This window comes from Serratia sp. CY76391 (assembly GCF_052166695.1).
In the GTDB taxonomy this organism is placed as follows: domain Bacteria; phylum Pseudomonadota; class Gammaproteobacteria; order Enterobacterales; family Enterobacteriaceae; genus Serratia; species Serratia nematodiphila.
This window is the reverse complement of the sequence record NZ_JBJNOJ010000001.1, coordinates 72,972-96,787: the sequence shown is the minus strand read 5'-3', so window position 1 is coordinate 96,787 and position 23,816 is coordinate 72,972. Positions and strand designations below refer to the sequence as shown.

At 51.7% G+C, this 23,816-nt stretch carries 42 protein-coding genes and 4 tRNA genes; 23 read left to right on the top strand and 23 right to left on the bottom strand.

What is annotated here, in order from left to right:
• Positions 1–7: 7 nt before the first annotated feature.
• The 21 genes from ACJ8PN_RS00605 to ACJ8PN_RS00505 form a co-directional block, all read right to left on the bottom strand.
• Entirely contained in the window at positions 8–628 is a 621-nt protein-coding gene (locus ACJ8PN_RS00605) for a methyltransferase domain-containing protein (protein WP_442534502.1), read from the bottom strand.
• Positions 625–1,533, bottom strand: coding sequence for a hypothetical protein (locus ACJ8PN_RS00600; protein WP_442534501.1), 909 nt, complete (start codon positions 1,531–1,533; stop codon positions 625–627). Before ACJ8PN_RS00600 ends, ACJ8PN_RS00605 begins: the two co-directional genes overlap by 4 nt.
• Positions 1,526–2,074 carry a hypothetical protein gene (locus ACJ8PN_RS00595; RefSeq protein WP_442534500.1) on the bottom strand — a complete coding sequence of 183 codons (549 nt, stop codon included), beginning with the start codon at positions 2,072–2,074 and terminating at the stop codon, positions 1,526–1,528. Before ACJ8PN_RS00595 ends, ACJ8PN_RS00600 begins: the two co-directional genes overlap by 8 nt.
• 60 nt (positions 2,075–2,134) lie before the next feature.
• Entirely contained in the window at positions 2,135–2,332 is a 198-nt protein-coding gene (locus ACJ8PN_RS00590; protein ID WP_442534499.1) for a hypothetical protein, read from the bottom strand.
• Positions 2,298–2,525 (bottom strand): Rz1-like lysis system protein LysC, encoded by a 228-nt coding sequence (lysC, locus tag ACJ8PN_RS00585; RefSeq protein ID WP_442534498.1) that lies wholly within the window; start codon positions 2,523–2,525, stop codon positions 2,298–2,300. Before lysC ends, ACJ8PN_RS00590 begins: the two co-directional genes overlap by 35 nt.
• Positions 2,485–2,871 (bottom strand): DUF2570 family protein, encoded by a 387-nt coding sequence (locus tag ACJ8PN_RS00580; RefSeq protein WP_442534497.1) that lies wholly within the window; start codon positions 2,869–2,871, stop codon positions 2,485–2,487. The genes lysC and ACJ8PN_RS00580 overlap by 41 nt, the downstream gene beginning before the upstream one ends.
• Positions 2,868–3,254: a M15 family metallopeptidase gene (locus ACJ8PN_RS00575; RefSeq protein WP_442534496.1), complete on the bottom strand. Its 387-nt coding sequence runs from the start codon at positions 3,252–3,254 to the stop codon at positions 2,868–2,870. The genes ACJ8PN_RS00580 and ACJ8PN_RS00575 overlap by 4 nt, the downstream gene beginning before the upstream one ends.
• 5 nt (positions 3,255–3,259) lie before the next feature.
• Positions 3,260–3,538 (bottom strand): phage holin family protein, encoded by a 279-nt coding sequence (locus tag ACJ8PN_RS00570; RefSeq protein WP_442534495.1) that lies wholly within the window; start codon positions 3,536–3,538, stop codon positions 3,260–3,262.
• Positions 3,528–3,905 carry a putative holin gene (locus tag ACJ8PN_RS00565; protein ID WP_442534494.1) on the bottom strand — a complete coding sequence of 126 codons (378 nt, stop codon included), beginning with the start codon at positions 3,903–3,905 and terminating at the stop codon, positions 3,528–3,530. Before ACJ8PN_RS00565 ends, ACJ8PN_RS00570 begins: the two co-directional genes overlap by 11 nt.
• A 483-nt stretch (positions 3,906–4,388) precedes the next feature.
• Positions 4,389–4,463 (bottom strand) — tRNA-Gly (locus ACJ8PN_RS00560).
• Between the two features lie 3 nt (positions 4,464–4,466).
• A tRNA-Thr gene (locus ACJ8PN_RS00555) sits at positions 4,467–4,542 on the bottom strand.
• Between the two features lie 2 nt (positions 4,543–4,544).
• Positions 4,545–4,619 (bottom strand) — tRNA-OTHER (locus ACJ8PN_RS00550).
• A gap of 2 nt (positions 4,620–4,621) precedes the next feature.
• Positions 4,622–4,698, bottom strand: a tRNA-Ile gene (locus ACJ8PN_RS00545).
• Positions 4,699–4,826: 128 nt separating this feature from the next.
• Positions 4,827–5,459: a hypothetical protein gene (locus ACJ8PN_RS00540; protein WP_442534757.1), complete on the bottom strand. Its 633-nt coding sequence runs from the start codon at positions 5,457–5,459 to the stop codon at positions 4,827–4,829.
• A 448-nt stretch (positions 5,460–5,907) separates the two neighbouring features.
• Positions 5,908–6,744, bottom strand: a complete 837-nt coding sequence (locus ACJ8PN_RS00535; protein ID WP_442534493.1) for an antitermination protein Q — start codon at positions 6,742–6,744, stop codon at positions 5,908–5,910.
• Positions 6,741–7,148, bottom strand: coding sequence for a hypothetical protein (locus ACJ8PN_RS00530; RefSeq protein WP_442534492.1), 408 nt, complete (start codon positions 7,146–7,148; stop codon positions 6,741–6,743). Before ACJ8PN_RS00530 ends, ACJ8PN_RS00535 begins: the two co-directional genes overlap by 4 nt.
• Positions 7,145–7,777, bottom strand: a complete 633-nt coding sequence (locus ACJ8PN_RS00525) for a recombination protein NinG (protein ID WP_442534491.1) — start codon at positions 7,775–7,777, stop codon at positions 7,145–7,147. The genes ACJ8PN_RS00530 and ACJ8PN_RS00525 overlap by 4 nt, the downstream gene beginning before the upstream one ends.
• Complete coding sequence (locus ACJ8PN_RS00520; RefSeq protein WP_442534490.1) at positions 7,774–8,238, bottom strand: hypothetical protein; 465 nt, start codon at positions 8,236–8,238, stop codon at positions 7,774–7,776. Before ACJ8PN_RS00520 ends, ACJ8PN_RS00525 begins: the two co-directional genes overlap by 4 nt.
• Entirely contained in the window at positions 8,235–9,332 is a 1,098-nt protein-coding gene (locus ACJ8PN_RS00515; RefSeq protein WP_442534489.1) for a helix-turn-helix domain-containing protein, read from the bottom strand. Before ACJ8PN_RS00515 ends, ACJ8PN_RS00520 begins: the two co-directional genes overlap by 4 nt.
• A complete protein-coding gene (locus ACJ8PN_RS00510) occupies positions 9,329–9,574 on the bottom strand; it encodes a DUF4222 domain-containing protein (RefSeq protein ID WP_442534488.1) in 246 nt (81 codons plus the stop codon). The genes ACJ8PN_RS00515 and ACJ8PN_RS00510 overlap by 4 nt, the downstream gene beginning before the upstream one ends.
• Before the next feature lie 18 nt (positions 9,575–9,592).
• On the bottom strand, positions 9,593–9,967 hold the full coding sequence (locus ACJ8PN_RS00505) for a hypothetical protein (protein ID WP_442534487.1): 375 nt from the start codon (positions 9,965–9,967) through the stop codon (positions 9,593–9,595).
• 329 nt (positions 9,968–10,296) lie between these two features.
• Between ACJ8PN_RS00505 and ACJ8PN_RS00500 the strand changes: the two genes are divergently transcribed.
• From ACJ8PN_RS00500 to ACJ8PN_RS00485, 4 genes are all read left to right on the top strand, one after another.
• On the top strand, positions 10,297–11,025 hold the full coding sequence (locus tag ACJ8PN_RS00500; protein WP_442534486.1) for a S24 family peptidase: 729 nt from the start codon (positions 10,297–10,299) through the stop codon (positions 11,023–11,025).
• 385 nt (positions 11,026–11,410) lie between these two features.
• Entirely contained in the window at positions 11,411–11,572 is a 162-nt protein-coding gene (locus ACJ8PN_RS00495; RefSeq protein ID WP_154640411.1) for a hypothetical protein, read from the top strand.
• Positions 11,573–11,589: 17 nt separating this feature from the next.
• On the top strand, positions 11,590–11,811 hold the full coding sequence (locus tag ACJ8PN_RS00490; protein ID WP_346407167.1) for a hypothetical protein: 222 nt from the start codon (positions 11,590–11,592) through the stop codon (positions 11,809–11,811).
• Between the two features lie 42 nt (positions 11,812–11,853).
• Complete coding sequence (locus ACJ8PN_RS00485) at positions 11,854–12,030, top strand: hypothetical protein (protein ID WP_442534485.1); 177 nt, start codon at positions 11,854–11,856, stop codon at positions 12,028–12,030.
• Here ACJ8PN_RS00485 and ACJ8PN_RS00480 read toward each other — a convergent pair.
• The gene (locus tag ACJ8PN_RS00480) at positions 12,013–12,297 is read right to left on the bottom strand and encodes a type V toxin-antitoxin system endoribonuclease antitoxin GhoS (protein WP_442534484.1); all 285 of its coding nucleotides are present in this window, start codon (positions 12,295–12,297) and stop codon (positions 12,013–12,015) included. The genes ACJ8PN_RS00485 and ACJ8PN_RS00480 overlap by 18 nt on opposite strands.
• A gap of 431 nt (positions 12,298–12,728) precedes the next feature.
• On the opposite strand from ACJ8PN_RS00480, the gene ACJ8PN_RS00475 reads away from it, so the two are divergent.
• The 17 genes from ACJ8PN_RS00475 (at position 12,729) to ACJ8PN_RS00395 (ending at position 21,090) form a co-directional block, all read left to right on the top strand.
• Positions 12,729–13,136, top strand: coding sequence for a hypothetical protein (locus ACJ8PN_RS00475; protein ID WP_442534483.1), 408 nt, complete (start codon positions 12,729–12,731; stop codon positions 13,134–13,136).
• On the top strand, positions 13,123–13,284 hold the full coding sequence (locus ACJ8PN_RS00470; protein WP_442534482.1) for a hypothetical protein: 162 nt from the start codon (positions 13,123–13,125) through the stop codon (positions 13,282–13,284). The genes ACJ8PN_RS00475 and ACJ8PN_RS00470 overlap by 14 nt, the downstream gene beginning before the upstream one ends.
• The gene (locus tag ACJ8PN_RS00465) at positions 13,275–13,517 is read left to right on the top strand and encodes a hypothetical protein (protein ID WP_442534481.1); all 243 of its coding nucleotides are present in this window, start codon (positions 13,275–13,277) and stop codon (positions 13,515–13,517) included. The genes ACJ8PN_RS00470 and ACJ8PN_RS00465 overlap by 10 nt, the downstream gene beginning before the upstream one ends.
• A gap of 3 nt (positions 13,518–13,520) precedes the next feature.
• Positions 13,521–14,369, top strand: a complete 849-nt coding sequence (locus tag ACJ8PN_RS00460; RefSeq protein ID WP_442534480.1) for a chromosome partitioning protein ParB — start codon at positions 13,521–13,523, stop codon at positions 14,367–14,369.
• Between the two features lies 1 nt (position 14,370).
• Positions 14,371–14,667, top strand: coding sequence for a hypothetical protein (locus ACJ8PN_RS00455; protein ID WP_442534479.1), 297 nt, complete (start codon positions 14,371–14,373; stop codon positions 14,665–14,667).
• Positions 14,664–15,323: a hypothetical protein gene (locus tag ACJ8PN_RS00450; RefSeq protein WP_442534478.1), complete on the top strand. Its 660-nt coding sequence runs from the start codon at positions 14,664–14,666 to the stop codon at positions 15,321–15,323. Before ACJ8PN_RS00455 ends, ACJ8PN_RS00450 begins: the two co-directional genes overlap by 4 nt.
• Positions 15,316–16,023 carry a Dcm methylase gene (locus tag ACJ8PN_RS00445; protein ID WP_442534477.1) on the top strand — a complete coding sequence of 236 codons (708 nt, stop codon included), beginning with the start codon at positions 15,316–15,318 and terminating at the stop codon, positions 16,021–16,023. Before ACJ8PN_RS00450 ends, ACJ8PN_RS00445 begins: the two co-directional genes overlap by 8 nt.
• Positions 16,016–16,189 (top strand): hypothetical protein, encoded by a 174-nt coding sequence (locus tag ACJ8PN_RS00440; protein WP_442534476.1) that lies wholly within the window; start codon positions 16,016–16,018, stop codon positions 16,187–16,189. Before ACJ8PN_RS00445 ends, ACJ8PN_RS00440 begins: the two co-directional genes overlap by 8 nt.
• Complete coding sequence (locus ACJ8PN_RS00435; RefSeq protein WP_442534475.1) at positions 16,186–16,641, top strand: hypothetical protein; 456 nt, start codon at positions 16,186–16,188, stop codon at positions 16,639–16,641. Before ACJ8PN_RS00440 ends, ACJ8PN_RS00435 begins: the two co-directional genes overlap by 4 nt.
• A complete protein-coding gene (locus tag ACJ8PN_RS00430; protein ID WP_442534474.1) occupies positions 16,634–17,173 on the top strand; it encodes a hypothetical protein in 540 nt (179 codons plus the stop codon). The genes ACJ8PN_RS00435 and ACJ8PN_RS00430 overlap by 8 nt, the downstream gene beginning before the upstream one ends.
• Complete coding sequence (locus tag ACJ8PN_RS00425; RefSeq protein WP_442534473.1) at positions 17,170–17,796, top strand: hypothetical protein; 627 nt, start codon at positions 17,170–17,172, stop codon at positions 17,794–17,796. Before ACJ8PN_RS00430 ends, ACJ8PN_RS00425 begins: the two co-directional genes overlap by 4 nt.
• A 299-nt stretch (positions 17,797–18,095) precedes the next feature.
• Positions 18,096–18,398 carry an ash family protein gene (locus tag ACJ8PN_RS00420; protein WP_442534472.1) on the top strand — a complete coding sequence of 101 codons (303 nt, stop codon included), beginning with the start codon at positions 18,096–18,098 and terminating at the stop codon, positions 18,396–18,398.
• Positions 18,395–18,982 carry an antA/AntB antirepressor family protein gene (locus tag ACJ8PN_RS00415; protein WP_442534471.1) on the top strand — a complete coding sequence of 196 codons (588 nt, stop codon included), beginning with the start codon at positions 18,395–18,397 and terminating at the stop codon, positions 18,980–18,982. The genes ACJ8PN_RS00420 and ACJ8PN_RS00415 overlap by 4 nt, the downstream gene beginning before the upstream one ends.
• Positions 18,983–19,035: 53 nt before the next feature.
• Positions 19,036–19,245 carry a ParE family toxin-like protein gene (locus ACJ8PN_RS00410; RefSeq protein ID WP_442534470.1) on the top strand — a complete coding sequence of 70 codons (210 nt, stop codon included), beginning with the start codon at positions 19,036–19,038 and terminating at the stop codon, positions 19,243–19,245.
• Between the two features lies 1 nt (position 19,246).
• Positions 19,247–19,630, top strand: a complete 384-nt coding sequence (locus ACJ8PN_RS00405) for a hypothetical protein (RefSeq protein WP_442534469.1) — start codon at positions 19,247–19,249, stop codon at positions 19,628–19,630.
• Between the two features lie 189 nt (positions 19,631–19,819).
• Positions 19,820–20,143, top strand: coding sequence for a hypothetical protein (locus ACJ8PN_RS00400; RefSeq protein ID WP_442534468.1), 324 nt, complete (start codon positions 19,820–19,822; stop codon positions 20,141–20,143).
• Positions 20,047–21,090, top strand: a complete 1,044-nt coding sequence (locus tag ACJ8PN_RS00395; protein WP_442534467.1) for a tyrosine-type recombinase/integrase — start codon at positions 20,047–20,049, stop codon at positions 21,088–21,090. The genes ACJ8PN_RS00400 and ACJ8PN_RS00395 overlap by 97 nt, the downstream gene beginning before the upstream one ends.
• Before the next feature lie 111 nt (positions 21,091–21,201).
• Here ACJ8PN_RS00395 and queA read toward each other — a convergent pair whose 3' ends face one another.
• Positions 21,202–22,272 (bottom strand): tRNA preQ1(34) S-adenosylmethionine ribosyltransferase-isomerase QueA, encoded by a 1,071-nt coding sequence (gene queA / locus ACJ8PN_RS00390; RefSeq protein WP_171453413.1) that lies wholly within the window; start codon positions 22,270–22,272, stop codon positions 21,202–21,204.
• A gap of 119 nt (positions 22,273–22,391) precedes the next feature.
• Here queA and ACJ8PN_RS00385 point away from each other — a divergent pair, with 119 nt between their 5' ends.
• Together ACJ8PN_RS00385 and ACJ8PN_RS00380 are read left to right on the top strand one after the other, a co-directional pair.
• On the top strand, positions 22,392–22,973 hold the full coding sequence (locus tag ACJ8PN_RS00385; protein WP_442534466.1) for an ACP phosphodiesterase: 582 nt from the start codon (positions 22,392–22,394) through the stop codon (positions 22,971–22,973).
• Between the two features lie 229 nt (positions 22,974–23,202).
• Complete coding sequence (locus ACJ8PN_RS00380) at positions 23,203–23,805, top strand: peroxiredoxin C (protein WP_004940403.1); 603 nt, start codon at positions 23,203–23,205, stop codon at positions 23,803–23,805.
• Positions 23,806–23,816 lie beyond the last annotated feature (11 nt).

The following is a 23,816-nucleotide window of genomic DNA, read 5'->3' as shown; positions in this document are numbered from 1 at the left end:
CTCTTGTCTACTCCTTGCGGTAAAACGCGTAACTGCCTATACCGTCCCGACCAAGATCGCTTTCAATCATGTTGTGTTCAGCCAAGCGGAACCCCTGCTGCTGGAACCAACCAATCAGCCCGTCATGCGTCCAATACCAGATATGCTCGTCTCGCCGAAAATGGCGAGAACGCAGGATGTGTTCAGCGCTGCAAAAAATAGGCACGGAAACAAACACCCATTTATCAGCCTGAGCTACTGCAAAATCTGGCCTGTCGATGTGTTCGAGGCTATCCCAGAATGTCAGAGCCTCGTGCCGCGTCGCATAGAGATCAGCCCACAATCCACGCTCTTTCAGCCACTGAACCCCAGCAGGGTTAACGTCAAATCCTTTTGTCTGAGGGCGCATCTCTACGAACTGACCGCTACCAATGCCGACATCAACAACACTGCCACCTCGAAAATAGCGCTCAACTAATCTGATACGCGATGTTGTTAACTCACGCCCCATTGGTGTATCTGCCAATTGTTGGTACCGGGAGAAATAGCTTTCATCGTATGGCCGCTGTTCAGGCACAGGAAAACGACCAATGCCCAACTCTGGTAGCCAGACAAGGCCGGTTTTAATTTCTTCGTCGAAGGTTTTCATGCCGCGATCCGTTTCCTTGCCTCAAACCAAACATTGTTGATGAACGACCGCACCAAATCAGGCAGGTTGCTGATCGTCTTATCGCAATCGTGCTTCATTTCCTGACAGCGGCAATAGTTGTCCGGATAGACAAAAAGCGCTCTCGACAAATCCATGCAGCGGGCGTCTGTTATCTTGCTGTGGTGGTTATTGCCACCATTGCCGCCTTGTAGGCAGATCATCGGTTTCTGATACGCCAGTGCAGCATGAGATATGACGCAAGCGCCGGTCAGAACAATGTCAGCCCTTTCCACCAGCGCCAGCATCTGGGTTATCGTCAATTCACCGTTGTGCAGCTTTCGGTGCGCGAACGGTTCGCAATCTGGTATCCACTCAAGCTCTGGGGCGTTGTCAGCAATGCTGATTACGTGGAAACCACGTAAAGCCAGCATCTTTGCTACTGCGTCGACGTACTCGTTGAGCGGGCCACGGCTGGCGTTATGCCACTCAGTCCGCTCTGTCGTCGGTCTGATTAGCGCTATCGGCTTGCCGTTTGGTAGGGGGAGCTCTGGTGCAGGAAAATGCGGGAGGTCCATCTCCGCCGGCGCAATGCCAAACTGCTGCTCCATAGCATCGAAGATACTTCCTGCCTGAAGATGACCATTCCCATAAAAAATACGTTTGCAGGGAACACCTGGCGGCTCACGTTCAAATGTGACACTGCTGGCCTGCTCATTTTTACGTTGCGTACGTAATGGCGTATTTGTTCTGACAAAGTGTAAGTTATCGATACCAGCATATATTTCAGGCAGTGGTGTTTTAAGCCATATTTCATGGTCTTTATTTACCAGCGCCTTAATAAAACATCGTTGATTGATGTTATCGCCAATACCATGCATTCCGTCGAAATAGAGTTTTTCAGGCATGAAATAAATTCTCAGGTATGTTTTTGTGGAAACAGGTTAAAGCCGTGTACCGAGAGCAGTTAATTATTTCCACTTCTGGGAAATTTTTATTCAACGCAGCAAACTCACGGTGCCATCGCTCAACTTCTTGGTATGTGGGGTTATGCATTTTGTCAGGGTGCTCACCGTGCCAATGTGGGCCGTTATCCAATGAGCAGTCATAACCCAACAGGATGACCCTCCGAGCACCGAGGTATTCAGCAAGCTGTATCGCTCGTTGTCCTGAGTTAAACGAACCGGCATCACCAGGTACAAACAGATTCAATCCGTAGCGGGTTTGCGCTCTTGGACTTGCCGTCCATCGCTCAGCAGGTGTATCAAGTAAGCCGTGATACTTATCCCACCAGGCAAAGTCAGCAGCAAACAAATAGTGGCATTCTGGAACCAGACGCCAACTGCTATTCACAGCAATTATGGGATACCCAGATTTAACAGCCAGCAGGCAATCTGAGCGCGTCAATGACGGACCGCTGGCAATACAAACCATTGTTAAAGGTGCCATATCATCTACACCATACGAATGCATTTTCGATGGCCCTCGCAAAGGCCACCTGAAATGCCGTCAGGCCAACTGCAAAACGCTGTGCTCTTCCGAGTCCGAGTAAGCGATCAGGCCGTTGTACTCCGCGACTTTTTGCCCATCCTCAGCCTCAAACGCTGGAATGGTGCCGGTGGTAATGGTATAGGACGGCTGACCTTCATCTTCTGCGAAACGCGCCAGCTCTTTAATTTGTTCCAAGGTAAGTACGATTTTGCTCATGGTTTCTCCCGGCGGCTTCCCGCCATTGGTTCAGCGTGGCCACCTGGCCTGCGCAGATTGATAAAGCTGTTTGGAGCGCCAGCGCATGACTGCCAATGTCGCCCCAGGTGTCGCCTTGTAACGTTGGCACCTCGCAAGGCTTGAATACTGACTCAGGGGGCAACAGGATGATTGGCACTGGCGGCGTTGGCATCCGTTCCGCGCAGGAGGTCAAGCACACCGCCAGGAGCATCACTGCGGCTGCACTCATCGTTTTTGATGGCATCCTGGTATTTCCTCTGGTAAATTTCGCCCCGCTGGCGCAGTTGCTGCTCTCTCTGTTGCTGTTCGGCCATCAGCTTACGGTTACGGGCGTCCTGTTCCTGCATGGTGGCGATCAGTGCGGCCTGCTGCGTCAGCGTTTTTTTCTGCTCTGCTACCTGCTGTCGTGCCAGCTCCAGCCGATGTGACAAAAGCGAGCTATATCCGCCCAGGCAGATCGATACCACCAGCAGAAGCAATAAGCCCCCATTTGTCAGTTTTTGCAGCCATCCACTCATGCCGGGTAATCCCGAAACGTGAGCTGAAAGTGCGGACCATCTTTCAGAGTCTTCCAATCACCGCCCCACTCAACCGCAGCCCCCAGCTCTTCACCTGCTTGTTTAAACGCTGCGGCGATCTGTTCGTAGTATTTCCATTCCCAACTGATATTGCTGCCGAGATATGCCACCACGTCCACGGCATGGCCGGTCAGATGGCGACTGTTCATCGTTTGGCTGGCCCCAGCTTCAACCATCTGTTTTTGACGCTCACGACTACGAAGACCTTCCGTGATGCCGAAATCAACGGGTGATAGTTCAAGTGCCCGACGGGTAACCGCCACCAATGCAGGGTTAACGCCAACGAGATTTTTCTCGCTACGTTGGCTAAATGTATAAGTCATGATATTTACCGTTGAAAGGGTTTAGCCAAGGTCATGACGTTGCCACGTGATGCAATCACCGCCACGCAGAACGCCATGTTGATCAATGTCTCCGACCAGTTCGAATAGTGATAGTCGCCAGTCAGAATGCGGATGGTCACCGAGGCGCTAGCCACAATCAGCAACCAAGCACAGAAGGCTGCGAGAGGCCTATGCGTCGCACCATTTCGGCGATACAGCATCATACGGGCGGCTATCACCGCACAGGTGATGGCATTAACGATTAAGAGGTAATCATTTAGCATCGCTTCCCCCTCGCCGGAATCGGTCGAAGAATCCTGTTGGGTTTTGGCTGGCTGACATCAAAAGCCTGACAGCGATAGCAGAAGCCACCAGCGCACCAACCGGCTCATGTGCTTCAATGCCGACAGGCGTTGCCCACGTGATAATGGCTGCGGCAAACGGTGCGGCAAGGATCCCCACCAGCAACGAAGCCACAAAGAGTGCCATCTTTTTCAGCCACGAAAACTCACTGGCCGACATCACAAAAATTACAGCCCCGGCAAACGCGCCGATCAGCACACCGGAATCCACGCCTGATAACAGCCCGACTACGGTCACACCGGTCAATACAGTTGTTGCCGCCCCAGTAGTCCCTACAGGCTCAGCCATCTTTTTGCTCCTTTGCTCGCTCAGCGAACGCCGGGCGTAAGACATAAAAAAGGCCACGCGTTAGCGCAGCCTGTAATTGACGCGAATTCTCGGTTTGTAATTGTCGCCAGTGGATCACTATCGTTGTAAATCACCACCAGCGGCTGAAATCTGATCCACCAGAATGCAAAAGCCCCGGCTATCAGCCAGGGCTTGAATTGTGTGATGCCGGAAGTCGCCGTTCTGCTGTCCCCATACACGCCAGCTTAAAGGGTTCCGATGTTGCCGATTCGACCGGACTGTCATCTTGTTCTTCATCACATCGGAAAGAACACTCCGCTCAACCGCAACGTTACCGCCCGTCTCGCCGCAAATGCTCTTACCGTTGGGTGCCGGTCTTTCCCGGCTGTCAATTCATGCCACAACATAGGTTGCACTTTGCTGTCCGCTGTTCAGGTGGTGGCGTCTGAACAAAAAATGCAACCTGCATTACGGCATCAACGTTGGAGCGGTCAGCGGGAATCGAACCCGCATCATCAGCTTGGAAGGCTGAGGTAATAGCCATTATACGATGACCGCAATTGGTGCCGACTACCGGAATCGAACTGGTGACCTACTGATTACAAGTCAGTTGCTCTACCTACTGAGCTAAGTCGGCTTTGGTCCGCCATCGAGGCCTCGAACCCCGTACCTACAACTTAATGGTCGTTGCTCTTCCTGCTGAGCTAATGGCGGTTTGGTGGCCCTTGCTGGGCTTGAACCAGCGACCGAGCGATTATGAGTCACGCGCTCTAACCAACTGAGCTAAAGGGCCGAGGCGCGAATACTAATGCAGTCAGCATAACCACACAATACCCATTGATATTTCTTTACATATCATAGCCCAGAAAGTAAAAAGCCCCTGCATTTAAGGCCGGGGCTTCAATCAGGTAAAGTTAACGATTAGTGAAGCTGATCTTTGCTGATTACCAGCAGTCGATGCGAATGACAATCGCGATCATCTCCCCAACAGAAATCAGTCCACGTCCCGTAGAAATCGTCCCACGAAGTCATGAAGGTCAAAGGACGATCTTCTTCAGTGCCATCTGAAACATATACATGGTAGCCATCTTCCTGAATTGCCCATGCAATCATGCCTTCCCAGAATCGGCGACCATCGCTGGTCTGCTCACTGTCGGATACGACGATTGAATGACTCTCCAAGAAGTATTGGAAGAACATTCTTGGCAATCCTGTCACAGCAGAGTTGTACTGCGGCTGAACACTCCTCCAGACCATAATCTGGGTGCAGCTTCTTCTGCCAGGCACGATGTTGTTCATGAACTCCAAACGAACAGCGTACACAGTGACTGGATCCTGAGAGTCCGTTACCAAACGATAATGGTCTTCAGTACGAGCTTTTACGAGACGGTAACCGTGAGGCGTCGTATAACCAGGCAGCGAGAAGTCCACAACGCCTTTCTGAATGAAAGCGGTCGTGTGCTCGATGTTGTTGCCTGTGACGTTAAGCTTGGTGTTGAAACCAGCCTCAGGGATGTTTAATGGCATTCTCGTGTTCGCTGTTTGTCTGTTCATCATGTCCTCCAACACTGCCGGAGTACTTCTGATAAGAAGGCTGAAGCGTTTGAGGCTTCGGCTATTCATACAACTACGGTTGTTTAACGAACAGTGTAATAGTTTGCGATTAACTCTTCAACTTCTAGATTGTTTGTCTCGTCTTGTAGAGCGCTATACTCAAAGTCATTAAGTAGCAAAATGAAGGCATACCACCCCATTGCCAAAAAATGCGCCTTTTAAGTGGCTTTCTGTTTCGTTTGAAGGGCATAAAATTTTTTATGTTTTCACACCCTACAGAAAGCGCCCCTGGCCTTTCTGTTCCATATGCCAGAAATAACAAAGCCCGCACAAGGGCGGGCCAATCAACGTCAGGCGCACAAATCCCATCGTTAGAAAAATGATTCCACAAAAACCGCAAAAATGCAATAAACAGCCGATAAAAACATAAAACTTGTCGATAAAACGCTCACTTAGTCACTTTGAGCAACTGCTCCCCTGCAATTGATTCTTGTTTATCACACTCAGTAATAAGCTGTTCGTAGAATGGCTTATAGAGGCAGCGCCAGGATGACTCAGGAAGATCGGGAATATATTCCTGTATGGCTCTATAGGCTTTCGATGCCGGCAGGCGTTCATATCCTCTCCCAGAACAGCGCTTGCACGGTTTTTTAACCGGTACCCCCTGCCGTTCTGACTCAGCTTTGTCGACCACCTCGCAGCGGCCTCGGCAGTCATTGCACGCCGTCTTGATGACTCGCTTACCGTTACATTTCGGACACACCTTGTGCGTAACATCATAGAAGGTGTGCTTCACCAGCATCTCCCGACCTTCAATTGGCGTAATTGACGCTGGCAAGTCACCACGAACAAAGCTATAGGTAGTATCGTGGACCAGCGCCAACTTGTTCATAACAAACTTGCGCTCCTCAATAAAACCGTTGTCGCACGCATCACAAGGCACTTCACTGGCTGCGCTGCGGGAATAATCCATGTAGGCAAACACCGCCAATGTGAGGACGACCCTGGCCTTTACCTCGCCCGACAGCTTACGAATTGCCGCAACCTTGTCACAGTGCGCCATGCCATACTTTGCCAACAGCACCACCGCTTTCACCTTGTCCGTTTCGCTAATGCCAATCTTGCCCAGGAATGCCGCAAGACCAAATTCCGCCTGAGCCTGGCACATTCCCAGCGCCCCCATAACATCGCTGATCGTCAACGCATCTGATGCAGTCGCTGGCGTTGAATCATTCAGCATAGGTGACTTCGGCGAAAAATATTTTGCGATCGATTCAAGCCTCATGCGTTCTCTCCCACGGCTTCAGACAGTTGCTGACGAATTATTTGTAAAAGCTTGAAGGCCTGATAATGAATTGTTTTTGAACGCTCATCGGCAGTTGAAAGCAACAAAAGCTGCTGGTTCAAATTGGTGGCATTGATTAGCGCATCGCACACCTGCCGGAACTGAGTACGCGTGATTATGACCTTTTTGTCATCCTCCTGGACTCGGATACCTCGTGACACACCAGGCTTGATAATTATCGCCCCTTTGGTACACAGCCCCCGCAGATGAATCTCTACAGCATTGGGTGATTTCCAACCAAAGCCCTCGGCTATCTCTACCCTTGTCGGTGGGCAACCGTGCTCAGCAATAAACTGCTTAATAAAATTCAGGACTTTCTCCTGCTTCAGCGTTAAACCGTTCATGCTGCCACCTCAAGTTGATTCGCCCGGCGCTTTTCCAACCGCCGAGCCTTACGTGTGAATATGGATTTAATGCGCTGGTAATACTCAATCGTGAAGGTGCGCGGCGCGTTGTTATTATTCAGCGCCTCAACCTTTTCAGGCCCTATACGTTCAACCAGTCCCTTCTCAAAGGCTTTCTGAGCGCCAGACTGGTCACGGTTACAACGCACGCATTGCCCCGCCGCGTTGTGCAAATGGAACGCCAGATGCGCCGCACACCCTCTTGTTCTGTAGTGACCGCAATCCATTGTGCCGCCAAATTTCTGTGCAGGAGTGGAACCACAGCTGATGCATGGCTTGCCGGCATCTCTGATGCGGACATAACGGTTAAACGCTACCTGGGCCTCTGCTTTCCATTTCGGCTTAGTCTTCAGCGCTTGCTTGCGGGCTCGAAGCTGTTTCCGTTCCTCCTTCTGGGCTTTATCCAGTTTGCGCTGCTGCGCTTTTGCGCGTTGTTCACGCTGTTTGCCGACCAACATCACGGCGTAATCGGCCTTGTGCTCTTCACAACACCACCACTGAAAAATCGTCTCAGGCTTGAACCTTGATTTGCAGACCTTGCAGTAGCGGGCTTTAGGGATATTGCTCACTCCTTACCCCCTCGCAGCCCGCGCACTTGCTCCAGGCGGTCAGTCAGAAATTTAAGCTCTTTCTCAACCTTCTCAGTCTCAATTCGGAGGTCGTTGAGCTTGAAGCTGGCGTTTTTAATCCGGGCCTTGCAGTTCACCTCTTCGCGCTTCAGCTTCTCCAGCCCCTGGCGGTGATCGGTGATTTCACGACGCATACCGCGCAGTTCCCAATCGAGTTTTGTTTCGCGCTTCGCCACAGACAATAGATAATCGAAAGCCTCAAGGGTCGCGCCACAATGACGGCAAGTCACTTTGCGTTCGTACTCCGAAACTCCTACGGACTGGTGAAAACAGCGGCGAGATTGCTTCGTGTCTTCCTCAACGAAATTCCGCATTTCCGTGATGTCTGCGTTCTCGTCAAAGCGCTTGGTGAACAACAGCACGTTATCGCTGTTGTCAGGGATGTTCGTTTCGTCAGTCATGCCTCAACCCCTCTCGTCTTGGCATAAGCGCGAGTCAGAATGACGCGCCATTCACGACGTGCACCATCTTCATCATTCGCGCTGAATCCATATTTTTGAACGTGTTGCCACGCTGATTTTTCAGCAGGGTTTTCTGGGGGGAGCCCTTCCACCAGCAAGCGGTCGAAAGCATCGTCAAAGTCGATACCCGGCACGTCGCCCGCCGGTGGCTCTTGGCGCTGTTGTTCGACAGCCGCCGCCATTGCCGTTTTTTGGGCTCGTTTTGTATCCCACGCTTTCGCAGCCGCCAGATACCCCCCAAAGCGAGTTGGGTCGAAAATCATTCTGGCGCTAAGCATGTGGCCCAACTCGGGGTTGTTCAGCAACTGGCTGGCGCGGTGTTCAGCAACGAGGTTCAGCTCATCCACAGAGTTTCCCTCTGCCAGGCGTTCGGTGATTTCTCGCAAGGTGTCGGCACGCTTCGGGGTTCTGCCGTTGATTTTTGAATTCAGAAAATCCAACACCTCTCCCGCCAAGTCGGCAAAGTTCTTTACCGGTTGTTCGGTCTGGGGGGCTATGGGGGGTATTTCTTTTGGTTTTAAGATTCCTGATAGATTCCGGATCCCGTTTTCGGGATCGTTACCTTCCAAAAACGGGATCGTTTCACTGGCGTTAACAACACCGTTTTCGGGTGCCTTATCTTGAACGATCCCGTTTTCGGTAACATTCCCGTTTTCGGGGTCGTTACAAATAATCCCTTTTTTGGGATCGTTTCCTGCTTTTTTCGAACGATCCCGTTTTTGGTAATGTTCCCGTTTTTGGGTGTGTTCAGCATCAGCAACACTTTCTTCAATACCAACAAGGCGATATACCGGTATTTGGTTCGTTCTTCCCCGGCGTTCGCCGGTATCTTCAATCAGCCCAATAGCGATGAGATATTGCAAACTCGACTGAACCGTCTTCTTGTCCAGCTCCGTCGCCTCAGCCAATGCGCCAATAGACGGAAATGCACAGTGATCAGGGCCGCACATGTCCGCTAACCACGTCAGAACGGATTTTGCCGATGACTTGCCTGTCTTTATCTTCTTGGCCCAGTTCATCGCATCAATGCTCATACAGCCACTCTCTTAAACTGCTTATCAAACTGCCAAAGCGGAACTACGCAAGGCTCCGGGTAAAAGTCGCGCTCAAAGGTCACTTCCAGCGAACTGGAAGCCGTAACAGTAATCATGCGCCCGCGCTCATCGCGGTAGCACTCACCTATCATCGGAATACGCGGACCGGCACCCTGGCTAATAACCGAGGTGTTTCGCTGCAACATCCGGCGAAAACGCTCCTGTAACTCTTCTGTGCGCATAATTACCCCCTTCGCTCGTTACCGCGCCTCAGCAATCGCTGGAAGCGCCTTCGTGAAGTTCACGTAATGCACGTTGTTCCCATGACGCATGAACTGAGCCCCCATCGGGGCAAGCTCCAGCAATGCTGTTAAATGTCGCTCCGCTATAGGGACATAACCCGCTGGCGTTATCTGTGCCTGTGCGTCAACCACCCGCAAACCAAGCCGCGCCAATACCTTCGAGCTCACAGCCAGCGCCCCAGCCTTCCACTTGCTCAGCCACGAAGCGTCATAGCCTAAATCCCGCGCTACCTCCCCCTCCCGCTGGCCGTAAAGCGCCGTCAAGATCGTCGTCTCGTTTTCATTTGCCAGAAACTCAACGTCTCGAGACTGGCGTGATGTTGTTTTTTCCATCGGAAATAATTTCTCCTGTTAAACAGTCCGGTCTGGATTAGCTTCGTTAAGTAGCCACTCAGCCGTGAACTTCCCGTTCGCCGCAGCAGAAAGAAGCTGCGCATATTGAGTTTTTCCGGTGTACTCCGTACGCGGTAAGCACCCACGGGAATACCAGCGATTGATCGCCGGGGCGGATATGTTGCAAATTTTGGCTGCTGCCGCCTGACCGCCGACAGTTTCAACAGCGAATTGGACTGGGTTCATATGTATCCTTATAAACAATATTAACTTCAAGTTAAGCATATATCTTAACTGACAGTTATGTCAATTGCCCGGATAATTAACGAATGGTTAAAAAAGACGTTTTAAAAGAAGAGTTCTCACAACGACTAACCAGTGCATGTCTAGAGGCTGGAGTTGGTGGGCGTGGCTTGCCCGGACGAATGAGAACAGCCCTCAAAAAGCAGGGCATATCTATCACTGAGCCTGGCATTTGGAAGTGGTTAAATTCTGCCGCTATACCTGACTCGACAAATATCCTTGCACTAAGCCGCTGGCTTGGAATTCGGGCTGAATGGCTTGAATATGGACGAGGGGCCATGCGAGAAGGGGATCAGTCCCCCAAAGTGATCGAGTTCAGTGATGAGATTTTCAAAATTGATGCACTGCCGTTGCCTAATGCGGAAGAGTTAAACAACTATGATCTTGTTGAAAGCGTCCACTCCGTTGAGTACGTGAAAGATGAGGCAATGAGTATGTTTGGCAATAAGCACAGCGGCGACATAAAGCTCATCAATGTCGGTGGAGATAGCATGTCTGGGACGTTGGACCCTGGCGACCTGCTTTTCATTGATACAACGCACAACGAGTTTAACGGTGACGGCATCTATGTTTTTGCATATGACAATGCTATCCACCTGAAAAGACTTCAAAAAATCAAAGATAAATTTCTAGCGCTATCTGATAACAAATCCTATAACCAATGGGAGCCCTTAAGCCAAGACGAAGTAAAAGAGTTTCGTTTTTTCGGTAAAATCATCGGAAGCATCCCGCAGAAGTACCAACGTTACAGATAACCCTCTACCAGTAATCATCACTGAAACCCGGCCCTCCGCCGGGTTTTTTTGTGCCTGAAATCCCCCGCCCTTCCTCACCAAAAAATAAATTCCCAAATCAATCAATTGGTTAATTTGAAAAATCAACTTAATTAACTATTGGTTATTGACTGACATTAACCGATGGCTAATAATCAGTTCCATCGACAGCAACAACGTCACCCCAAACCACCGGGACGCTCTTTAACAATCAGGAATGGGCAGTCACAAACCACAATCCGGTGGCCCGCTGGATGTCTCCGCTACCCCGTTGAAATCGGAATGCGAGATCGGAGCGTGATAAGTGGATTTACCCTGCTGCTGCCGGTCTGGGGCAGTAGGCATAAAACCACTGAGGAGCTACACGATGAAAGCAATCAATGAGCACGTTGGCTGGGGTACTGATGGCCACGGCCTGAAGGTTCTGTTCTGCAACAAATGCCGCGAGGTTTTCTACCGTACACCGGATGCAGGCAAAGCAATCCAGGCTCAGCGAGTATTCAGCAAAAAGCACCAGTGCGCCAACTAACAGTAGAGGGTTACACGATGGCCAGCAAAGGCATTCAGAAATTAGTTAGTGATGCAGAAGCCGCCGGATGTCATGTGCGTCGAAATGGAGATCGCTTCGAAATCAGCAAACCAGGCAGAAAAGGCATCACGCTTGTTATTTGTGCCGATGGTACTGCATACCGTGGAGATTGCGACCTTACTGTGTGCAATACAATTCGAACACAAGCAGAAATGCGAAAGGTTTTGAAAATTAAGTAACACCCACCGCGCCCTACAGCGCTTGCCAATAAGGAAATAACGATGAACGAAACAAAATTACGGCACGTGATAGCACTACTGCTTGAGGATGCTAAACGCCTCCAGCAACTGGAGCCAAATGCAGGCACCAAGGCCCGCATTTGGATTGCTAAAAACGCGCTTGAATCAGGTGACGAAGCAGAAGGTAGAGCTTGCAACTCTTCATCTGTCCTTAAATAAGTAAGCCGCCCAATGTTCAACTTCACAGACGATGACTGATGCCCTTCCAATAGAAAGCGGATCGGCTAATGCTGAAACTTTAGCCCTTACACTTTCGGCCGTTTCAGCTTTATCTCCCATGTATGTACCGGTAGGTAATTTATAATCGGCACCGTCGTCAAATAGAACCGTCTTTTTAAATCCAATTCCTTTCATCTTTTCATGCAACTGGTCGTATTCATCACCGTCGGCACGTGATAGTTCAACTCGGACTAAAAATAAAGCCATTAATTATTTCCTTTCTTTGACTGTGGAATACCCAGTCTATCCGATTTCCTTTGACTGTGGAAAGCAGGGAAACCCTCGCCGCCTGAGAGGGTTAAAAAAGCAGGCACTAAAATCCCCAACACCAGGGAACGGTCACTGATTACGCTCGTCAGAAGCGGTTCAAGTGACGCCGGAACCGTAACCGGCACTCATCCGCATGTGGCTTGCACATGACTTCAGGGGCGTTGTCAATGTGAGAACAGGCCGCAGCCGGATGAATCAACATTGCTGTGTGTAGTCTTTGGCCGGCCTCGTTCGGCCTCTTTTTTTCTCCATCAGTAAGGGCGTTGCCCACCGCTCCGGATGTGCCGGAACCGTAGCGAAAGCGAGCGCGGATACCAACAAGGCAGCGCCCTTATCCATGTGACTTTCAATTCCAGAGAGGACATTCAATGCAAGTTATCCCACGCATCAGCGGGGCGCGATTAGCGTCACTGCCGGCAGGCTCACGCCTGAGCTTCAATAACCAGATTATTACCATCAACCACTGCCGGTCAGGCATGGTCAATTACACCGATGAATCCGGGGCGCAACGTGAATACGCCCTTGATGTCGTGGCCGCCAGCGCCACGGAATGCCTTGAAGCAACGTCTTGTCAGTGTTGCGGCGTTCTGCGCCTACGCTCAGAGCTCATTAAGAAAACAATCAAACTGCCCTTTCGCGACCTCGAATCATTGTTGGTCTGCGCTGATGGCCTGTGTTCTGCACTTCATCAAAGCATACGTGCACCAGGGCGCTATATGCCGACGCAAAAACCAAAGGGACGATATTTTAAAAGGAGCGGTTATGTCAGGAATTAAATTCGACCGGCGTACCGGCCATTTATACCGCCTTACCGGCGATGATGTCACTAACTATGGACGCAATGAATCAACCAAGGGAGAAACAGTGTTTTATTCAACCATATTTATTCTCGTAATTATGGCGTTGGGGGTGGTATGGAAATGAATAAACAACCTCTGCCGCCAAACGTATGTGCGCCAACACTTCATATCGGGACCATCGTAAATTATACAGACCACAAAGGGAAAGAGGTTCAGGGAAAAATCCTCAGCGCAACCTGTATCTGGGAAGGTAGAGGAAATGGTGCTGAATACACCTTGAAATACGCCCTAACCCATCCAACCCACCCACGCCGCCAACATCATACCATTGGCGACATTATCAGCGAGGTAGAGTAACCAATGACTAATTCGTTTAATAAGATGATTGATGAGAAAATCATCAAACGTGGTAAGACCGGCTTTTTAATCCAATTAAAAAACATTCACGTCAATCCTGAATTTGATATTCGTATAAAAAATGAACGCTATCATGAGGCTGGGGAAAAATTATATCAATATATGTTGGCTGGGGGGAAGGTTCCTCCGCTTGAAGTTATCCCCCGGGATGATGGCGGCGTGTGGATTATTGAAGGACATCGTCGGAATGAAAACTTCCATCGCCTACTCAATGAGGCAGGTCGCCCCGTAGATTGGATACGTATTGATCCATTCGAAGGCAATAACATAGAGCGAATCGCGCGGGTAAGGACGAGCAATAATCAACTACCAATAACTGATTATGAAGAGGCGCTATTGGTCAGGGATTTGCAAAACCTCAATTTGCACGCTGACAAAATCGCCGAGGTCTTACATATTCCCCGCTATAAAGTCGACAATGCCCTGGTGCTGCTCTCCGCCAATTATGACGTACACCAATTGGTAGAAGAAGGTGACGTTGATATCCCACTGGCGGTACAGCGCATAAAAAAACATGGTGAAAAGGCTGGGCAGATTTTACAGAGCGATGCCGAAAAAGCCAAGAAGAAGGGTAAACCCAAAGCCACCAAGTCAACAGCAATTCCACAATTCAGCGCCACACGCGCCCGCCGGCTCTGTGAGCTGCTCTACGATGCTGCACCAATGGTTCGTGAAGAAGGTGATGTTCTGCTGCTCCTTCCAGGAACCAGAGAAGAAATTAACACCATCCTCAACGAGTACCGACAGCAGCATCCGCAAGTATTCGATGAAGAAGAGCGCGGAGATAAATAACATGGCCTGTGAATGCTTTAAAAAAACAACCGCGCTTTTCAAAGAGCGCATTTCTGCAAAGATTGGTGAATCACTTGGTGAAATTGAAGAGGCCAATTTTGAGCACTCTTTATGGCATTTCAATGGGGGCGATCATTCCCCGGTGGCGATGAATTTTAAATTTCGCTACTACCGCAAGCGCAAGGGCGGCGGACTGGCAGCAAACCAGACCAAAGCAGATCACCTTTGCATGATGAGCTACTGCCCTCTCTGCGGGACTAAATTCGAAGGCGACGCAAAGCATCCGGAGGCCAAATGAAAGAGCGCCCAGTGATTTTCAACGGCGAGATGGTTCGCGCCATTCTCGACGGCCGCAAGACCCAGACGCGCCGGGTTATGGCTGCGCAGCCAGAATCCAATCAGTTCGGCCTGCTGCGCATTAGCGATTCCACAAAACGCAGCGACATTGGCAAATACCATTGGGCAGAATCAAATGCGACCGGCACGCATCAACGTTCAGCGCTTTTCTCATGCCAATTCGGCCAGGTAGGCGATCGGCTGTGGGTGCGCGAGATGTTCATGGACTTAACCGGCACCGGCATTGAAGCCACTACCGGGAAATTTGAAGGGTTCGCATATCGCGCCGACACTCCGGCTGGAAGTTATGGCGATGAAGTCCGCAAAGAGTATGGGCTGAAGTGGACGCCTTCACTTCACATGCCACGTAAAGCCTGCCGCATCCTGCTGGAAATCACCGCAGTGCGTGTTGAGCGCCTGAACGATATCAGCGAAGAGGACGCCAAGGCTGAAGGCGCGCCGACAGAGTTATGCATTATTGGCGAGAAACACTACATGGGTTTTCGCACTCTCTGGAGATCCATCTACGGCGAAGAAAGCTGGCGCGCCAATCCCTGGGTGTGGGTTATCGAGTTTCGCCGTGTGGGTGACAGCGCTAGGGAGGCGGAGCGTGGGTAAGGCCATCTTCCTCTACGACTTCACCGGGCTGATGGCAAAGCCGTGGCTGGATGCCGGCTATGAGTGCTGGTGCTTCGATGGGCAACACGATGCCGGCATTACCAGAGATGGCAATCACGTCCGCGTTGGCATGTGGTTCAGCGCCTGCGACAAGCTAAGCCAGGCACGCGAGATTGCACGGATGGTGGGTGATGGAGTGGTGATGGTGTTCGGGTTCCCTGAGTGTACCGACCTGACTGTTGCCGGCGCCCGTCACTTCGAAGCCAAACGACAAGCTAACCCGATGTTCCAGATTGAAGCAGCTGAGCTTGCCGACCTGGTTCGCATAGTTGGCATTATCACCGGTGCGCCGTGGGCTTTCGAAAATCCTGTCGGAGTTCTGTCCAGCATCTATCGGAAGCCGGACTTTGCGTTTCAGCCATGTGACTTCGCCGGCTATCTGCCTGATGGTGATGAGCACCCTCTCTACCCGGAGGTTTATCCTGGACGCGATCGCTACAACAAGACGACGAACATCTGGTGCGGAAATGGCTTTCGCCAACCAAAACCGCGCCACATAGCGCCGGAACAGAAAGATAACCCAGGCTGGCGTCTGTGTGGTGGCAAGTCAACGAGGACAAAGAACATTCGCAGCGCGACTCCGAGGGGATTTGCAAGGGCGGTGTTTGAGGCTAATTCGAAGGAGTCCCAGCATGGCTAAGCGTAGGAGCAACAGACCGCAGCCTCTTACGTTCGATCAATGGCTTGAATCAGAAAACCGATTTCCATCTGACCGCCTTCGCATCGATTTAAAGGCTGCATTTGAAGCCGGGGAAGAAAGCCAGCGGATTAAGCAGCGGGCCGAGGCCCAGGAGAAAGCATTATGAGCAGTGAGAAGCTGAGCGAACTGAGCAAGCCGGTGGGATTCGTTAGCAAGCAGGCGCAAGCCCTTTTGAAGTCCGGGGATACGGCCAGTGTAAGGCCATTCTTTGATGTGCAAGGAAGCTCCCCACTCTACTCGCAAGAGTACGTCTCCACCCTGCTGGCAGACAACGAATACATGCGCTGGCGCATCAAAGAAATCGATCTGCTGTTCGGCCAAATGCTACTGACTATGCAAGCGGCGGTTATTGAAATTGAACATGGTGAAGGGCCAAACGCTGCGATGGCGTGGATCGTCAATAAATTGGCCGGGCCTGGAGAATTTGCGCCGGATAGCGAAAAAGACGCGCAGGCATATTTCAATCGCGAGTCAGAGAAAATCGACGTTGAGTTCAGCAAGTGCATGGACTTCTTCGAATCTCGACGCAAAGCCATGAAGGAGCAGAGCAATGGATAAATTCAGGGAGCCAGAGCAATTTGATGCAGAGGTGGAAATTCACGGTGGAGAGCCATTCGCTGTATGGGCACCAGCAGTGAACGGTTCGCACGTTAAGGCAGAGCTATATTTCGCCCTGCTGGCAGAGCTGGAAGCGAAGGATAAGCGCATCGCCGAGCTGGAAGCCATCCGCGCAGACGCCTCCCTGGTGTTCAAAGAAATCGGCAATGAGCTGGGCTGCAATCCCGACAACGAGTCGATCATGATGGCTATCGATGAGCTGAAAGCCCAGGTGAAGGTTTGGGAGTCGGCAGCGACAAAGCATCTGGCACGGGCAGAGGAAGCAGAACAGCGCATAGCAGAGTTGTCCGAACTGGAAACTCACAACGAGTGCCTAATCAAGAAGAATGCCGACTTGACGCAGCAGAATATCAAACTTGGTGAGCGGCTGGCTACGCCGGTGCGGTTGTCCTGTGAAACGCATCCTCGTTGCCGTACTCAGCATGCCAAAGACGTTCGCGCCGCCGGGTTCAAAGTCACGGGGGATGCATGACACTAACGACCGAAAGACTGAAATGGCTTCATGACGCCGCCACGGAACTTTCTGCCACCAAATTGAAGATGACCATGAGGCCGGATGAATTGCTGGTGCTGACCAGCGAACTCCTGGCTAACCGGGAGGCGCAGCCGGTGATTGTAGTTGGCGATGATGGCGGAGACGCGCTGGCATATCGCCGACTCATTCAATCATTTGCGCCTGGCACGAAGCTCTACACCGCCCCGCCAGCGCCAGCAGTGGTGAAACTTCCTACCGAGTTCCACAGCGACGAGGGGGTTATGGTGCGCCTGGAGCAGGTTATGGCTGCGCTGGCCTTAATTGGGGTGAAATATGAACGTAAAGGTGACGCCTGCCGCGCCGCAATGCTGGAAAATATCGACAAACCCGCGCCGCAACTGGATTCAGTCGTGACGCGCCATGCCGAACAACCTGTAAGTAGCGGTTACAAGTTAGTGCCGCATGTTTACCGCGAACTGGTAAACAGTCTCCGCGATACCGCCGTGAAGTTTAGCGGCACAGAACAACTCCGGGAGCGTCTGAATACAGCATTAAGTCAATTCATTGAGCCTGATCACCCTCATACGCGAACCGTAGCGCCGGAGGGAAGCAGTGATTGACTGGTTTACCCTCGCTCTCCTGGTAGCCCTGTTCGGTTTCGTCGGCTGCGTCCTGGCCTTTGCGTGGATTATGATGAAGGTCATCCACGACTAACCACGTTTTGTAGTTTTCCTGTTTCAAATCAAATTATTAAGAACTTTCTCAGACAAAACCGCAACCGATCGATGAAAACGATCGGTTTTTTGTTATCGATCTACGAAACCTATTTGTTAAATCCATTTTATTTACCACACTACCTAAGGTGCGCACTGAGCCAAGGACGATTAATGACTTAATTTCAACCAATTAGGGTAAGTCGATGAGTAAAATTCGCATTTTCAGTGGCAACAGCTATGTTGTTCGGTCTATCATGCCCGTGCAGCCGCAAAATCGGCCGTCGGGATTGGAACACCGAACATCAACAAAGCGCACAACCGCGCCATGCGGTTTTTTTGTGTGCGGCGCACAGCTACACCTAACAATGGTGGGGCGTTCAGGGGAGCCGAAAGGCTCGCCGGGTTCTTTGTTGACCGGTAGTTCCAACCCTGTACGTCTCACCACCAGTCAGAGATTGGAACCTCTTGGTGGTGACTCCAAAAACAACAAAGGAGTTCAGCCATGAACAGCCAACTCGTACTCGTATTCGACGGGACCATCAGTAACGAATCGGCCCTACTTTGCAACGCGCGTGATCTGCATAAGTTTCTAGAGGTTGGCCGCGACTTCTCCAACTGGATACGTGAACGCATTTCAGAGTATGGATTCATCGCGAACCTAGACTACACGGAGTTTTCGCCAAATTCGGCGAAAACTGGCGGACGTCGTCGCAAGGAATACCACCTCACCCTCGACACCGCCAAAGAGCTCGCCATGGTCGAACGCAACGAGAAAGGTCGGCAGGTTAGACGCTATTTTATCGACTGCGAGAAGCAACTACGCAGAGAAACAATGGAACAACCTGAGGTGCATTGGTCACAGCCGACCCAGGCAGAGATAGATGCACACTACGCAATAGCAGCACACCAACAGGCTCAACACATCCGTAATATATGGGATAAGGAATTGGCACCGCTTCTGAAAGCCATTAAGTCCCCTATTCTTGGGCGACTCAATGGCCGCATCATTGAGATTCAGATAACAACGAACAGAGTGAAAGAAAGCTTGGCAGCAAATCTCCCTGATGGCGCAGTACCTCGGTTGAGCTAATTTTTCTCCCCCAGCAACCGCTGGGGTTTCTGTATCCCCTATAGGAAATATCAATGAAACCCCGCATACCGAAAAACATCAGCGATAAAGCTGAGGGTGTTTTGTGCGCGTATCGAGCTGGGCAGGCAAAACCGCGCCGCACCTATCAGCATAAATATTTAACTCTCCCGGTCACCCCTTGGTGGCGCTATCTGTCGAAAGACGACGGCACTACATGGCGGTTAATGTCACATTCCGAATACAACACAGAATTAAGGAAATGAGATGACTAACTATCAACTTCTCTGTTTTCTTCAGAAAGATGGCGGTTTTTATGACGTCAAAGGACACATTGACCTGCTCAAAAGCACATTCCCTGATGCTGGGTTTGATGACATAGACATTAAAAACCTGCGAAACATCATCACTCGTTCAACATCCATCGCTTTCGAACGGCGCTGGGCGGAACGCTCAATGAAAATTAAGGTTGTTTACGTCTCCCCCAAATATGCCAACTACTCTAAGGCTGCGATTGGTATTGGTAGAAAGCGCGCAGCCCCTAAATGGACCTACCTTGAGGGAGAGCATCAAGAAACCGTAAATGCCATCTTACGGCGTCAAACGTTCGATCGGTTACTGAGTGAATGCCGTGGACAAAGCCCGAGATGATAACCTGCGCAGCACGGCACAAGAGGTTCTAAACGAATACCGCTCCCCTACCAATAATCTCACCTATCGCGAAATCCTCAACAAGCACGCAGCTAAGATTGCCCACGACTGACCGGCAAAGCCACCGGCGTGGATGCGGCTCAGTTGCGCCTGTATGCGGATTGATGCAGGTAAAAAGCAGAGGTAGCAATGGCCGAACAGTCCACAGCCTCGGATGAGGCCGAGCTAATGAAAATCGGTGAGTACGCTAAGAAAATCAAAGTGTCGCCTCATACCATCTACCGCGATCCAGAAAAATATCACATGTTTAGAGTTGGCGGGTTATGGCGAGCCAACAAAGAAAGCCTAGAAAAATTCACTCCGACAAACAACAATGTCATCCGACTGGCTGTGGTCGGCAGTAAGGAGTCAAAACGATGCCGATCTTCAAAAGGGGTAAAAAATACTGGATTGATATCTCCGCGCCAGACGGAACGAGAATTAGACGCTCTGCTGGCACCGAGGAAAAAGTAAAAGCCCAGCAACTGCACGACAAACTAAAGCATGAGCTATGGGCCGTCGCTAACCTGGACAAGCGCCCGGAAAGGATTTTTGATGACGTACTGGTCTTGGCCCTTCGTGATGCAGAAGGTCAGGCCAGCTTCATCAATAAACAAACTTATGCTCGTTACTGGCTTGATGTGTTTGGAGGCAGGCTTATATCCTCGATCACCGGAGAGGAAATAACCGACAATATGCCAACCCATAACTTGATCACCAGAAAGCGCCTGGCTAACGGAACAAAAAATCGCTATCGGTCTTTTATCATGCGTGGGTTCTCTCTGGCAGACAAGAGCGGTTGGCTAGATAGAATGCCGTACTCACAAACGCTGAGAGAGCCAAAGGTTAGGGTGCGTTGGATTGAGAAAAGCGAAGCCAAGTCGCTTATCAACAATCTTCGCCATGACTGGATGAAGTGGGTCTGTTCGTTTGCTTTATTGACCGGAGCTCGCTTGGGAGAGATTTTGTCGCTGAAATGGAAGGATGTTGATCTGGGGCGTCGGGTGGCCGTTGTGACAGCTGAAAACGCAAAATCAGGGAAAGCTCGACCGCTGCCGCTGAATGATGACGCGGTGGAGGTGATGAGGAAAATCCCATTCGACAATGAGTATGTATTCTCGGCTGATGGCGAAAAGGAAGGGTACATAAACAGGACAGATTTCGAACGCGCACTCCTGCTATCTGGTATCACAGATTTTCGCTTTCACGATCTCCGCCATACATGGGCAAGCTGGCATGTTCAGAACGGAACCCCGTTGATGGTGTTAAAAGAACTGGGGGGATGGGAGAAGCTCGAGATGGTCAATAAATATGCCCACCTGAGCGGCGAGCATTTGAGCAAGTTCAGCGGCATTGTCACGTTTTTGGCACAGGACACCGAAAGCACGAACGACGCCGTTAGAATCTCTCTTGTAAGTTAATGTTTTTACAACGAAACAAACACACACCCTAACTCATGTTACAGCATGAGCATCAGAGAAACAGTCTGATGTCGTTGAAACGGGGCCGCGCCGTGCGCGCAGCCCGGGAATTTAGCCGCCGACGGATTCGTTTTCCGCCTGCGGATTACGGCTGATGAACATCGCATCGCCGTAGCTGAAAAAACGATACTGCTCGGCCACCGCCTGCTGATAGGCGTTCATGGTATTTTTATAGCCGGCGAAGGCCGACACCAGCATGATCAGGGTGGATTCCGGCAGGTGGAAGTTGGTCACCAGCGCGTCGATCACCTGGTAGTGATAGCCCGGATAGATAAAGATGCTGGTGTCGCCGAAGAACGGCGCAATCAGCGCCTCTTTGCTGGCCGCCGCGGCGCTTTCCAGCGAACGCACCGAGGTGGTGCCCACCGCCACCACGCGCTTGCCGCGCGCTTTGCAGGCCAGCACCGCATCCACGACTTCCTGCGGCACCTCGGCGTATTCGGCGTGCATCACGTGATCTTCGATGGTTTCCACGCGCACCGGCTGGAAGGTGCCGGCGCCGACGTGCAGCGTCACGAACGCCATTTCCACGCCCTTGGCGCGCAGCGCCGCCAACAGCGGTTCGTCGAAGTGCAGGCCGGCGGTCGGCGCGGCGACCGCGCCCGGCTTCTCGCTGTAGACCGTCTGATACAGTTCGCGGTCGGCGTCCTCATCCGGGCGAGCGATATAAGGCGGCAGCGGCATGTGGCCGGCCGCGTTGAGAATGGTGAAGACATCGCGTTCGTCGTTGAAGCGCAGCTCGAACAGCGTATCGTGGCGCGCCACCATGGTGGCGGCGATGCTCTCGTCATCCCCCAGCAGCAGCTCGGCGCCCGGCTTGGGCGCTTTCGACGCGCGCACGTGCGCCAGCACGCGATGGTCGTCCAGCACGCGCTCCACCAGCACTTCAATCTTGCCGCCGCTGACCTTGCGGCCGAACATGCGCGCCGGGATCACGCGGGTATTGTTGAACACCAGCAGATCGCCGGCCTCCAGCTTGTCCAGCAGATCGGTGAATACACCATGCGTCAGCGCCCCGCTCGGCCCGTCCAGCTGCAGCAGGCGGCATGCGCTGCGCTCGGCCTGGGGATAATGGGCAATCAGGGATTCGGGAAGTTCAAACGAAAAATCAGCGACGCGCATGGGTATTCACTTCTTCAATTTAGGGCTGGTTGGTAAAAACAGGCGGCCTAGTCTAAAGCCGGGGGCGGCCAGCGGCAAGAAATAAGGAGGATTTGCCTGACTTCAGGTATAGTTGAGGGATGAATTTTCTCGCTCATCTTCACCTGGCCATGCTGGCGGACAGCTCGCTGCTGGGCAACCTGCTGGCCGACTTCGTGCGCGGCAACCCCGCCGCCGACTACCAGCCCGATGTGGTGGCCGGCATCATGATGCACCGCCGCGTCGACGTGTTGACCGACAGCCTGCCGCAGGTCAAAACCAGCCGCGACTATTTCAGCGCCCCCTACCGCCGCGTGGCGCCGATCACCCTCGACGTGGTGTGGGACCATTTTTTGGCGCGCCACTGGCAGCAGCTGGAGCCCTCGCGCGATCTGCACCAGTTTACCCAGGAAGCCCGCAGCCAGATCGAACCTTACCTGCCGCTCACGCCGCCGCGTTTTCAGAACCTGAACGGCTATCTGTGGCCGGAGCGCTGGCTGGAACGCTACGCCGAATTGCCGTTCATCGCCCGAGTGTTGCAGGGCATGGCCAGCCGCCGCCCGCGCCTCGAAGCGCTGGCCGGCTCGTTCGCCGATGTCGAACAACATTATCATCAGCTTGAAACACAATTCTGGCAGTTTTATCCGCAAATGATGCGGCAGGCGAAGGGAAAAACGCTCTGAGGTCAAGCCCAAGCGTTTGAAATTGCTGCGCCTTGCAAGAATTTACGTTTTGCCGCTTGCCCTTTTGTGGGAAAAGGTTATTTTTAAAGCTCGATAAATTATATCAACGACTTTGATAGGTGAAAGCTATCTCATCGATTGGTCTTTTACCCTTTATTCACCAAGTCACGGCCCCTATACTGGCCCTTGTTTTTACATCCACCCTTTAACACCTATTACAGGAGTAATTATGGTCCTGGTAACTCGTCAAGCCCCTGACTTCACTGCAGCTGCCGTACTGGGTAGCGGCGAAATCGTTGAAAACTTCAACCTGAAGAAGCACCTGAACGGCAAACCAGCCGTGCTGTTCTTCTGGCCAATGGACTTCACCTTCGTATGCCCTTCCGAGCTGATCGCTTTCGATCACCGCTATGAAGAGTTCCAGAAGCGTGGCGTTGAAGTGGTTGGCGTTTCCTTCGACTCAGAATTCGTTCACAACGCATGGCGTAAAACCCCTGTCGACAAAGGCGGCATCGGTGAAGTGAAATACGCAATGGTTGCTGACGTTAAGCGTGAAATCCAGAAAGCTTACGGCATCGAACACCCGGAAGCCGGCGTTGCGCTGCGCGGCTCCTTCCTGATCGACAAAGACGGCATCGTGCGTGCTCAGGTGGTTAACGACCTGCCAATCGGCCGTAACATCGACGAAATGATCCGTACCGTTGACGCACTGCAATTCCACGAAGAGCACGGTGAAGTGTGCCCGGCTCAGTGGGAAAAAGGCAAAGCAGGTATGGGCGCTTCCCCAGACGGCGTGGCAAAATACCTGTCTGAAAACGCTGCCAAGCTGTAATTTCAGCCTGA

What these genes read in the sequence shown, in the direction of transcription:
- ACJ8PN_RS00570 (WP_442534495.1), bottom strand. Translation starts at nt 3,538, where the DNA reads ATGCTAAATGATTACCTCTTAATCGTTAATGCCATCACCTGTGCGGTG.
- ACJ8PN_RS00485 (WP_442534485.1), top strand. Translation starts at nt 11,854, where the DNA reads ATGAACGAAACAAAATTACGGCACGTGATAGCACTACTGCTTGAGGAT.
- ACJ8PN_RS00475 (WP_442534483.1), top strand. Translation starts at nt 12,729, where the DNA reads ATGCAAGTTATCCCACGCATCAGCGGGGCGCGATTAGCGTCACTGCCG.
- ACJ8PN_RS00400 (WP_442534468.1), top strand. Translation starts at nt 19,820, where the DNA reads ATGGCCGAACAGTCCACAGCCTCGGATGAGGCCGAGCTAATGAAAATC.
- ACJ8PN_RS00410 (WP_442534470.1), top strand. Translation starts at nt 19,036, where the DNA reads ATGAAACCCCGCATACCGAAAAACATCAGCGATAAAGCTGAGGGTGTT.
- ACJ8PN_RS00595 (WP_442534500.1), bottom strand. Translation starts at nt 2,074, where the DNA reads ATGGCACCTTTAACAATGGTTTGTATTGCCAGCGGTCCGTCATTGACG.
- ACJ8PN_RS00530 (WP_442534492.1), bottom strand. Translation starts at nt 7,148, where the DNA reads ATGAACGGTTTAACGCTGAAGCAGGAGAAAGTCCTGAATTTTATTAAG.
- ACJ8PN_RS00425 (WP_442534473.1), top strand. Translation starts at nt 17,170, where the DNA reads ATGACACTAACGACCGAAAGACTGAAATGGCTTCATGACGCCGCCACG.
- ACJ8PN_RS00495 (WP_154640411.1), top strand. Translation starts at nt 11,411, where the DNA reads ATGAAAGCAATCAATGAGCACGTTGGCTGGGGTACTGATGGCCACGGC.
- ACJ8PN_RS00460 (WP_442534480.1), top strand. Translation starts at nt 13,521, where the DNA reads ATGACTAATTCGTTTAATAAGATGATTGATGAGAAAATCATCAAACGT.
- ACJ8PN_RS00455 (WP_442534479.1), top strand. Translation starts at nt 14,371, where the DNA reads ATGGCCTGTGAATGCTTTAAAAAAACAACCGCGCTTTTCAAAGAGCGC.
- ACJ8PN_RS00575 (WP_442534496.1), bottom strand. Translation starts at nt 3,254, where the DNA reads ATGACTTATACATTTAGCCAACGTAGCGAGAAAAATCTCGTTGGCGTT.
- lysC (WP_442534498.1), bottom strand. Translation starts at nt 2,525, where the DNA reads ATGCCAACGCCGCCAGTGCCAATCATCCTGTTGCCCCCTGAGTCAGTA.
- ACJ8PN_RS00440 (WP_442534476.1), top strand. Translation starts at nt 16,016, where the DNA reads ATGGCTAAGCGTAGGAGCAACAGACCGCAGCCTCTTACGTTCGATCAA.
- ACJ8PN_RS00395 (WP_442534467.1), top strand. Translation starts at nt 20,047, where the DNA reads ATGCCGATCTTCAAAAGGGGTAAAAAATACTGGATTGATATCTCCGCG.
- ACJ8PN_RS00420 (WP_442534472.1), top strand. Translation starts at nt 18,096, where the DNA reads ATGAGTAAAATTCGCATTTTCAGTGGCAACAGCTATGTTGTTCGGTCT.
- ACJ8PN_RS00480 (WP_442534484.1), bottom strand. Translation starts at nt 12,297, where the DNA reads ATGGCTTTATTTTTAGTCCGAGTTGAACTATCACGTGCCGACGGTGAT.
- ACJ8PN_RS00405 (WP_442534469.1), top strand. Translation starts at nt 19,247, where the DNA reads ATGACTAACTATCAACTTCTCTGTTTTCTTCAGAAAGATGGCGGTTTT.
- ACJ8PN_RS00500 (WP_442534486.1), top strand. Translation starts at nt 10,297, where the DNA reads ATGGTTAAAAAAGACGTTTTAAAAGAAGAGTTCTCACAACGACTAACC.
- ACJ8PN_RS00385 (WP_442534466.1), top strand. Translation starts at nt 22,392, where the DNA reads ATGAATTTTCTCGCTCATCTTCACCTGGCCATGCTGGCGGACAGCTCG.
- ACJ8PN_RS00435 (WP_442534475.1), top strand. Translation starts at nt 16,186, where the DNA reads ATGAGCAGTGAGAAGCTGAGCGAACTGAGCAAGCCGGTGGGATTCGTT.
- ACJ8PN_RS00580 (WP_442534497.1), bottom strand. Translation starts at nt 2,871, where the DNA reads ATGAGTGGATGGCTGCAAAAACTGACAAATGGGGGCTTATTGCTTCTG.
- ACJ8PN_RS00465 (WP_442534481.1), top strand. Translation starts at nt 13,275, where the DNA reads ATGGAAATGAATAAACAACCTCTGCCGCCAAACGTATGTGCGCCAACA.
- ACJ8PN_RS00535 (WP_442534493.1), bottom strand. Translation starts at nt 6,744, where the DNA reads ATGAGGCTTGAATCGATCGCAAAATATTTTTCGCCGAAGTCACCTATG.
- ACJ8PN_RS00605 (WP_442534502.1), bottom strand. Translation starts at nt 628, where the DNA reads ATGAAAACCTTCGACGAAGAAATTAAAACCGGCCTTGTCTGGCTACCA.
- ACJ8PN_RS00590 (WP_442534499.1), bottom strand. Translation starts at nt 2,332, where the DNA reads ATGAGCAAAATCGTACTTACCTTGGAACAAATTAAAGAGCTGGCGCGT.
- ACJ8PN_RS00520 (WP_442534490.1), bottom strand. Translation starts at nt 8,238, where the DNA reads ATGACTGACGAAACGAACATCCCTGACAACAGCGATAACGTGCTGTTG.
- ACJ8PN_RS00415 (WP_442534471.1), top strand. Translation starts at nt 18,395, where the DNA reads ATGAACAGCCAACTCGTACTCGTATTCGACGGGACCATCAGTAACGAA.
- ACJ8PN_RS00515 (WP_442534489.1), bottom strand. Translation starts at nt 9,332, where the DNA reads ATGAGCATTGATGCGATGAACTGGGCCAAGAAGATAAAGACAGGCAAG.
- ACJ8PN_RS00430 (WP_442534474.1), top strand. Translation starts at nt 16,634, where the DNA reads ATGGATAAATTCAGGGAGCCAGAGCAATTTGATGCAGAGGTGGAAATT.
- ACJ8PN_RS00505 (WP_442534487.1), bottom strand. Translation starts at nt 9,967, where the DNA reads ATGGAAAAAACAACATCACGCCAGTCTCGAGACGTTGAGTTTCTGGCA.
- ACJ8PN_RS00510 (WP_442534488.1), bottom strand. Translation starts at nt 9,574, where the DNA reads ATGCGCACAGAAGAGTTACAGGAGCGTTTTCGCCGGATGTTGCAGCGA.
- ACJ8PN_RS00600 (WP_442534501.1), bottom strand. Translation starts at nt 1,533, where the DNA reads ATGCCTGAAAAACTCTATTTCGACGGAATGCATGGTATTGGCGATAAC.
- ACJ8PN_RS00540 (WP_442534757.1), bottom strand. Translation starts at nt 5,459, where the DNA reads ATGAACAGACAAACAGCGAACACGAGAATGCCATTAAACATCCCTGAG.
- ACJ8PN_RS00565 (WP_442534494.1), bottom strand. Translation starts at nt 3,905, where the DNA reads ATGGCTGAGCCTGTAGGGACTACTGGGGCGGCAACAACTGTATTGACC.
- ACJ8PN_RS00490 (WP_346407167.1), top strand. Translation starts at nt 11,590, where the DNA reads ATGGCCAGCAAAGGCATTCAGAAATTAGTTAGTGATGCAGAAGCCGCC.
- ACJ8PN_RS00450 (WP_442534478.1), top strand. Translation starts at nt 14,664, where the DNA reads ATGAAAGAGCGCCCAGTGATTTTCAACGGCGAGATGGTTCGCGCCATT.
- ACJ8PN_RS00470 (WP_442534482.1), top strand. Translation starts at nt 13,123, where the DNA reads ATGTCAGGAATTAAATTCGACCGGCGTACCGGCCATTTATACCGCCTT.
- queA (WP_171453413.1), bottom strand. Translation starts at nt 22,272, where the DNA reads ATGCGCGTCGCTGATTTTTCGTTTGAACTTCCCGAATCCCTGATTGCC.
- ACJ8PN_RS00380 (WP_004940403.1), top strand. Translation starts at nt 23,203, where the DNA reads ATGGTCCTGGTAACTCGTCAAGCCCCTGACTTCACTGCAGCTGCCGTA.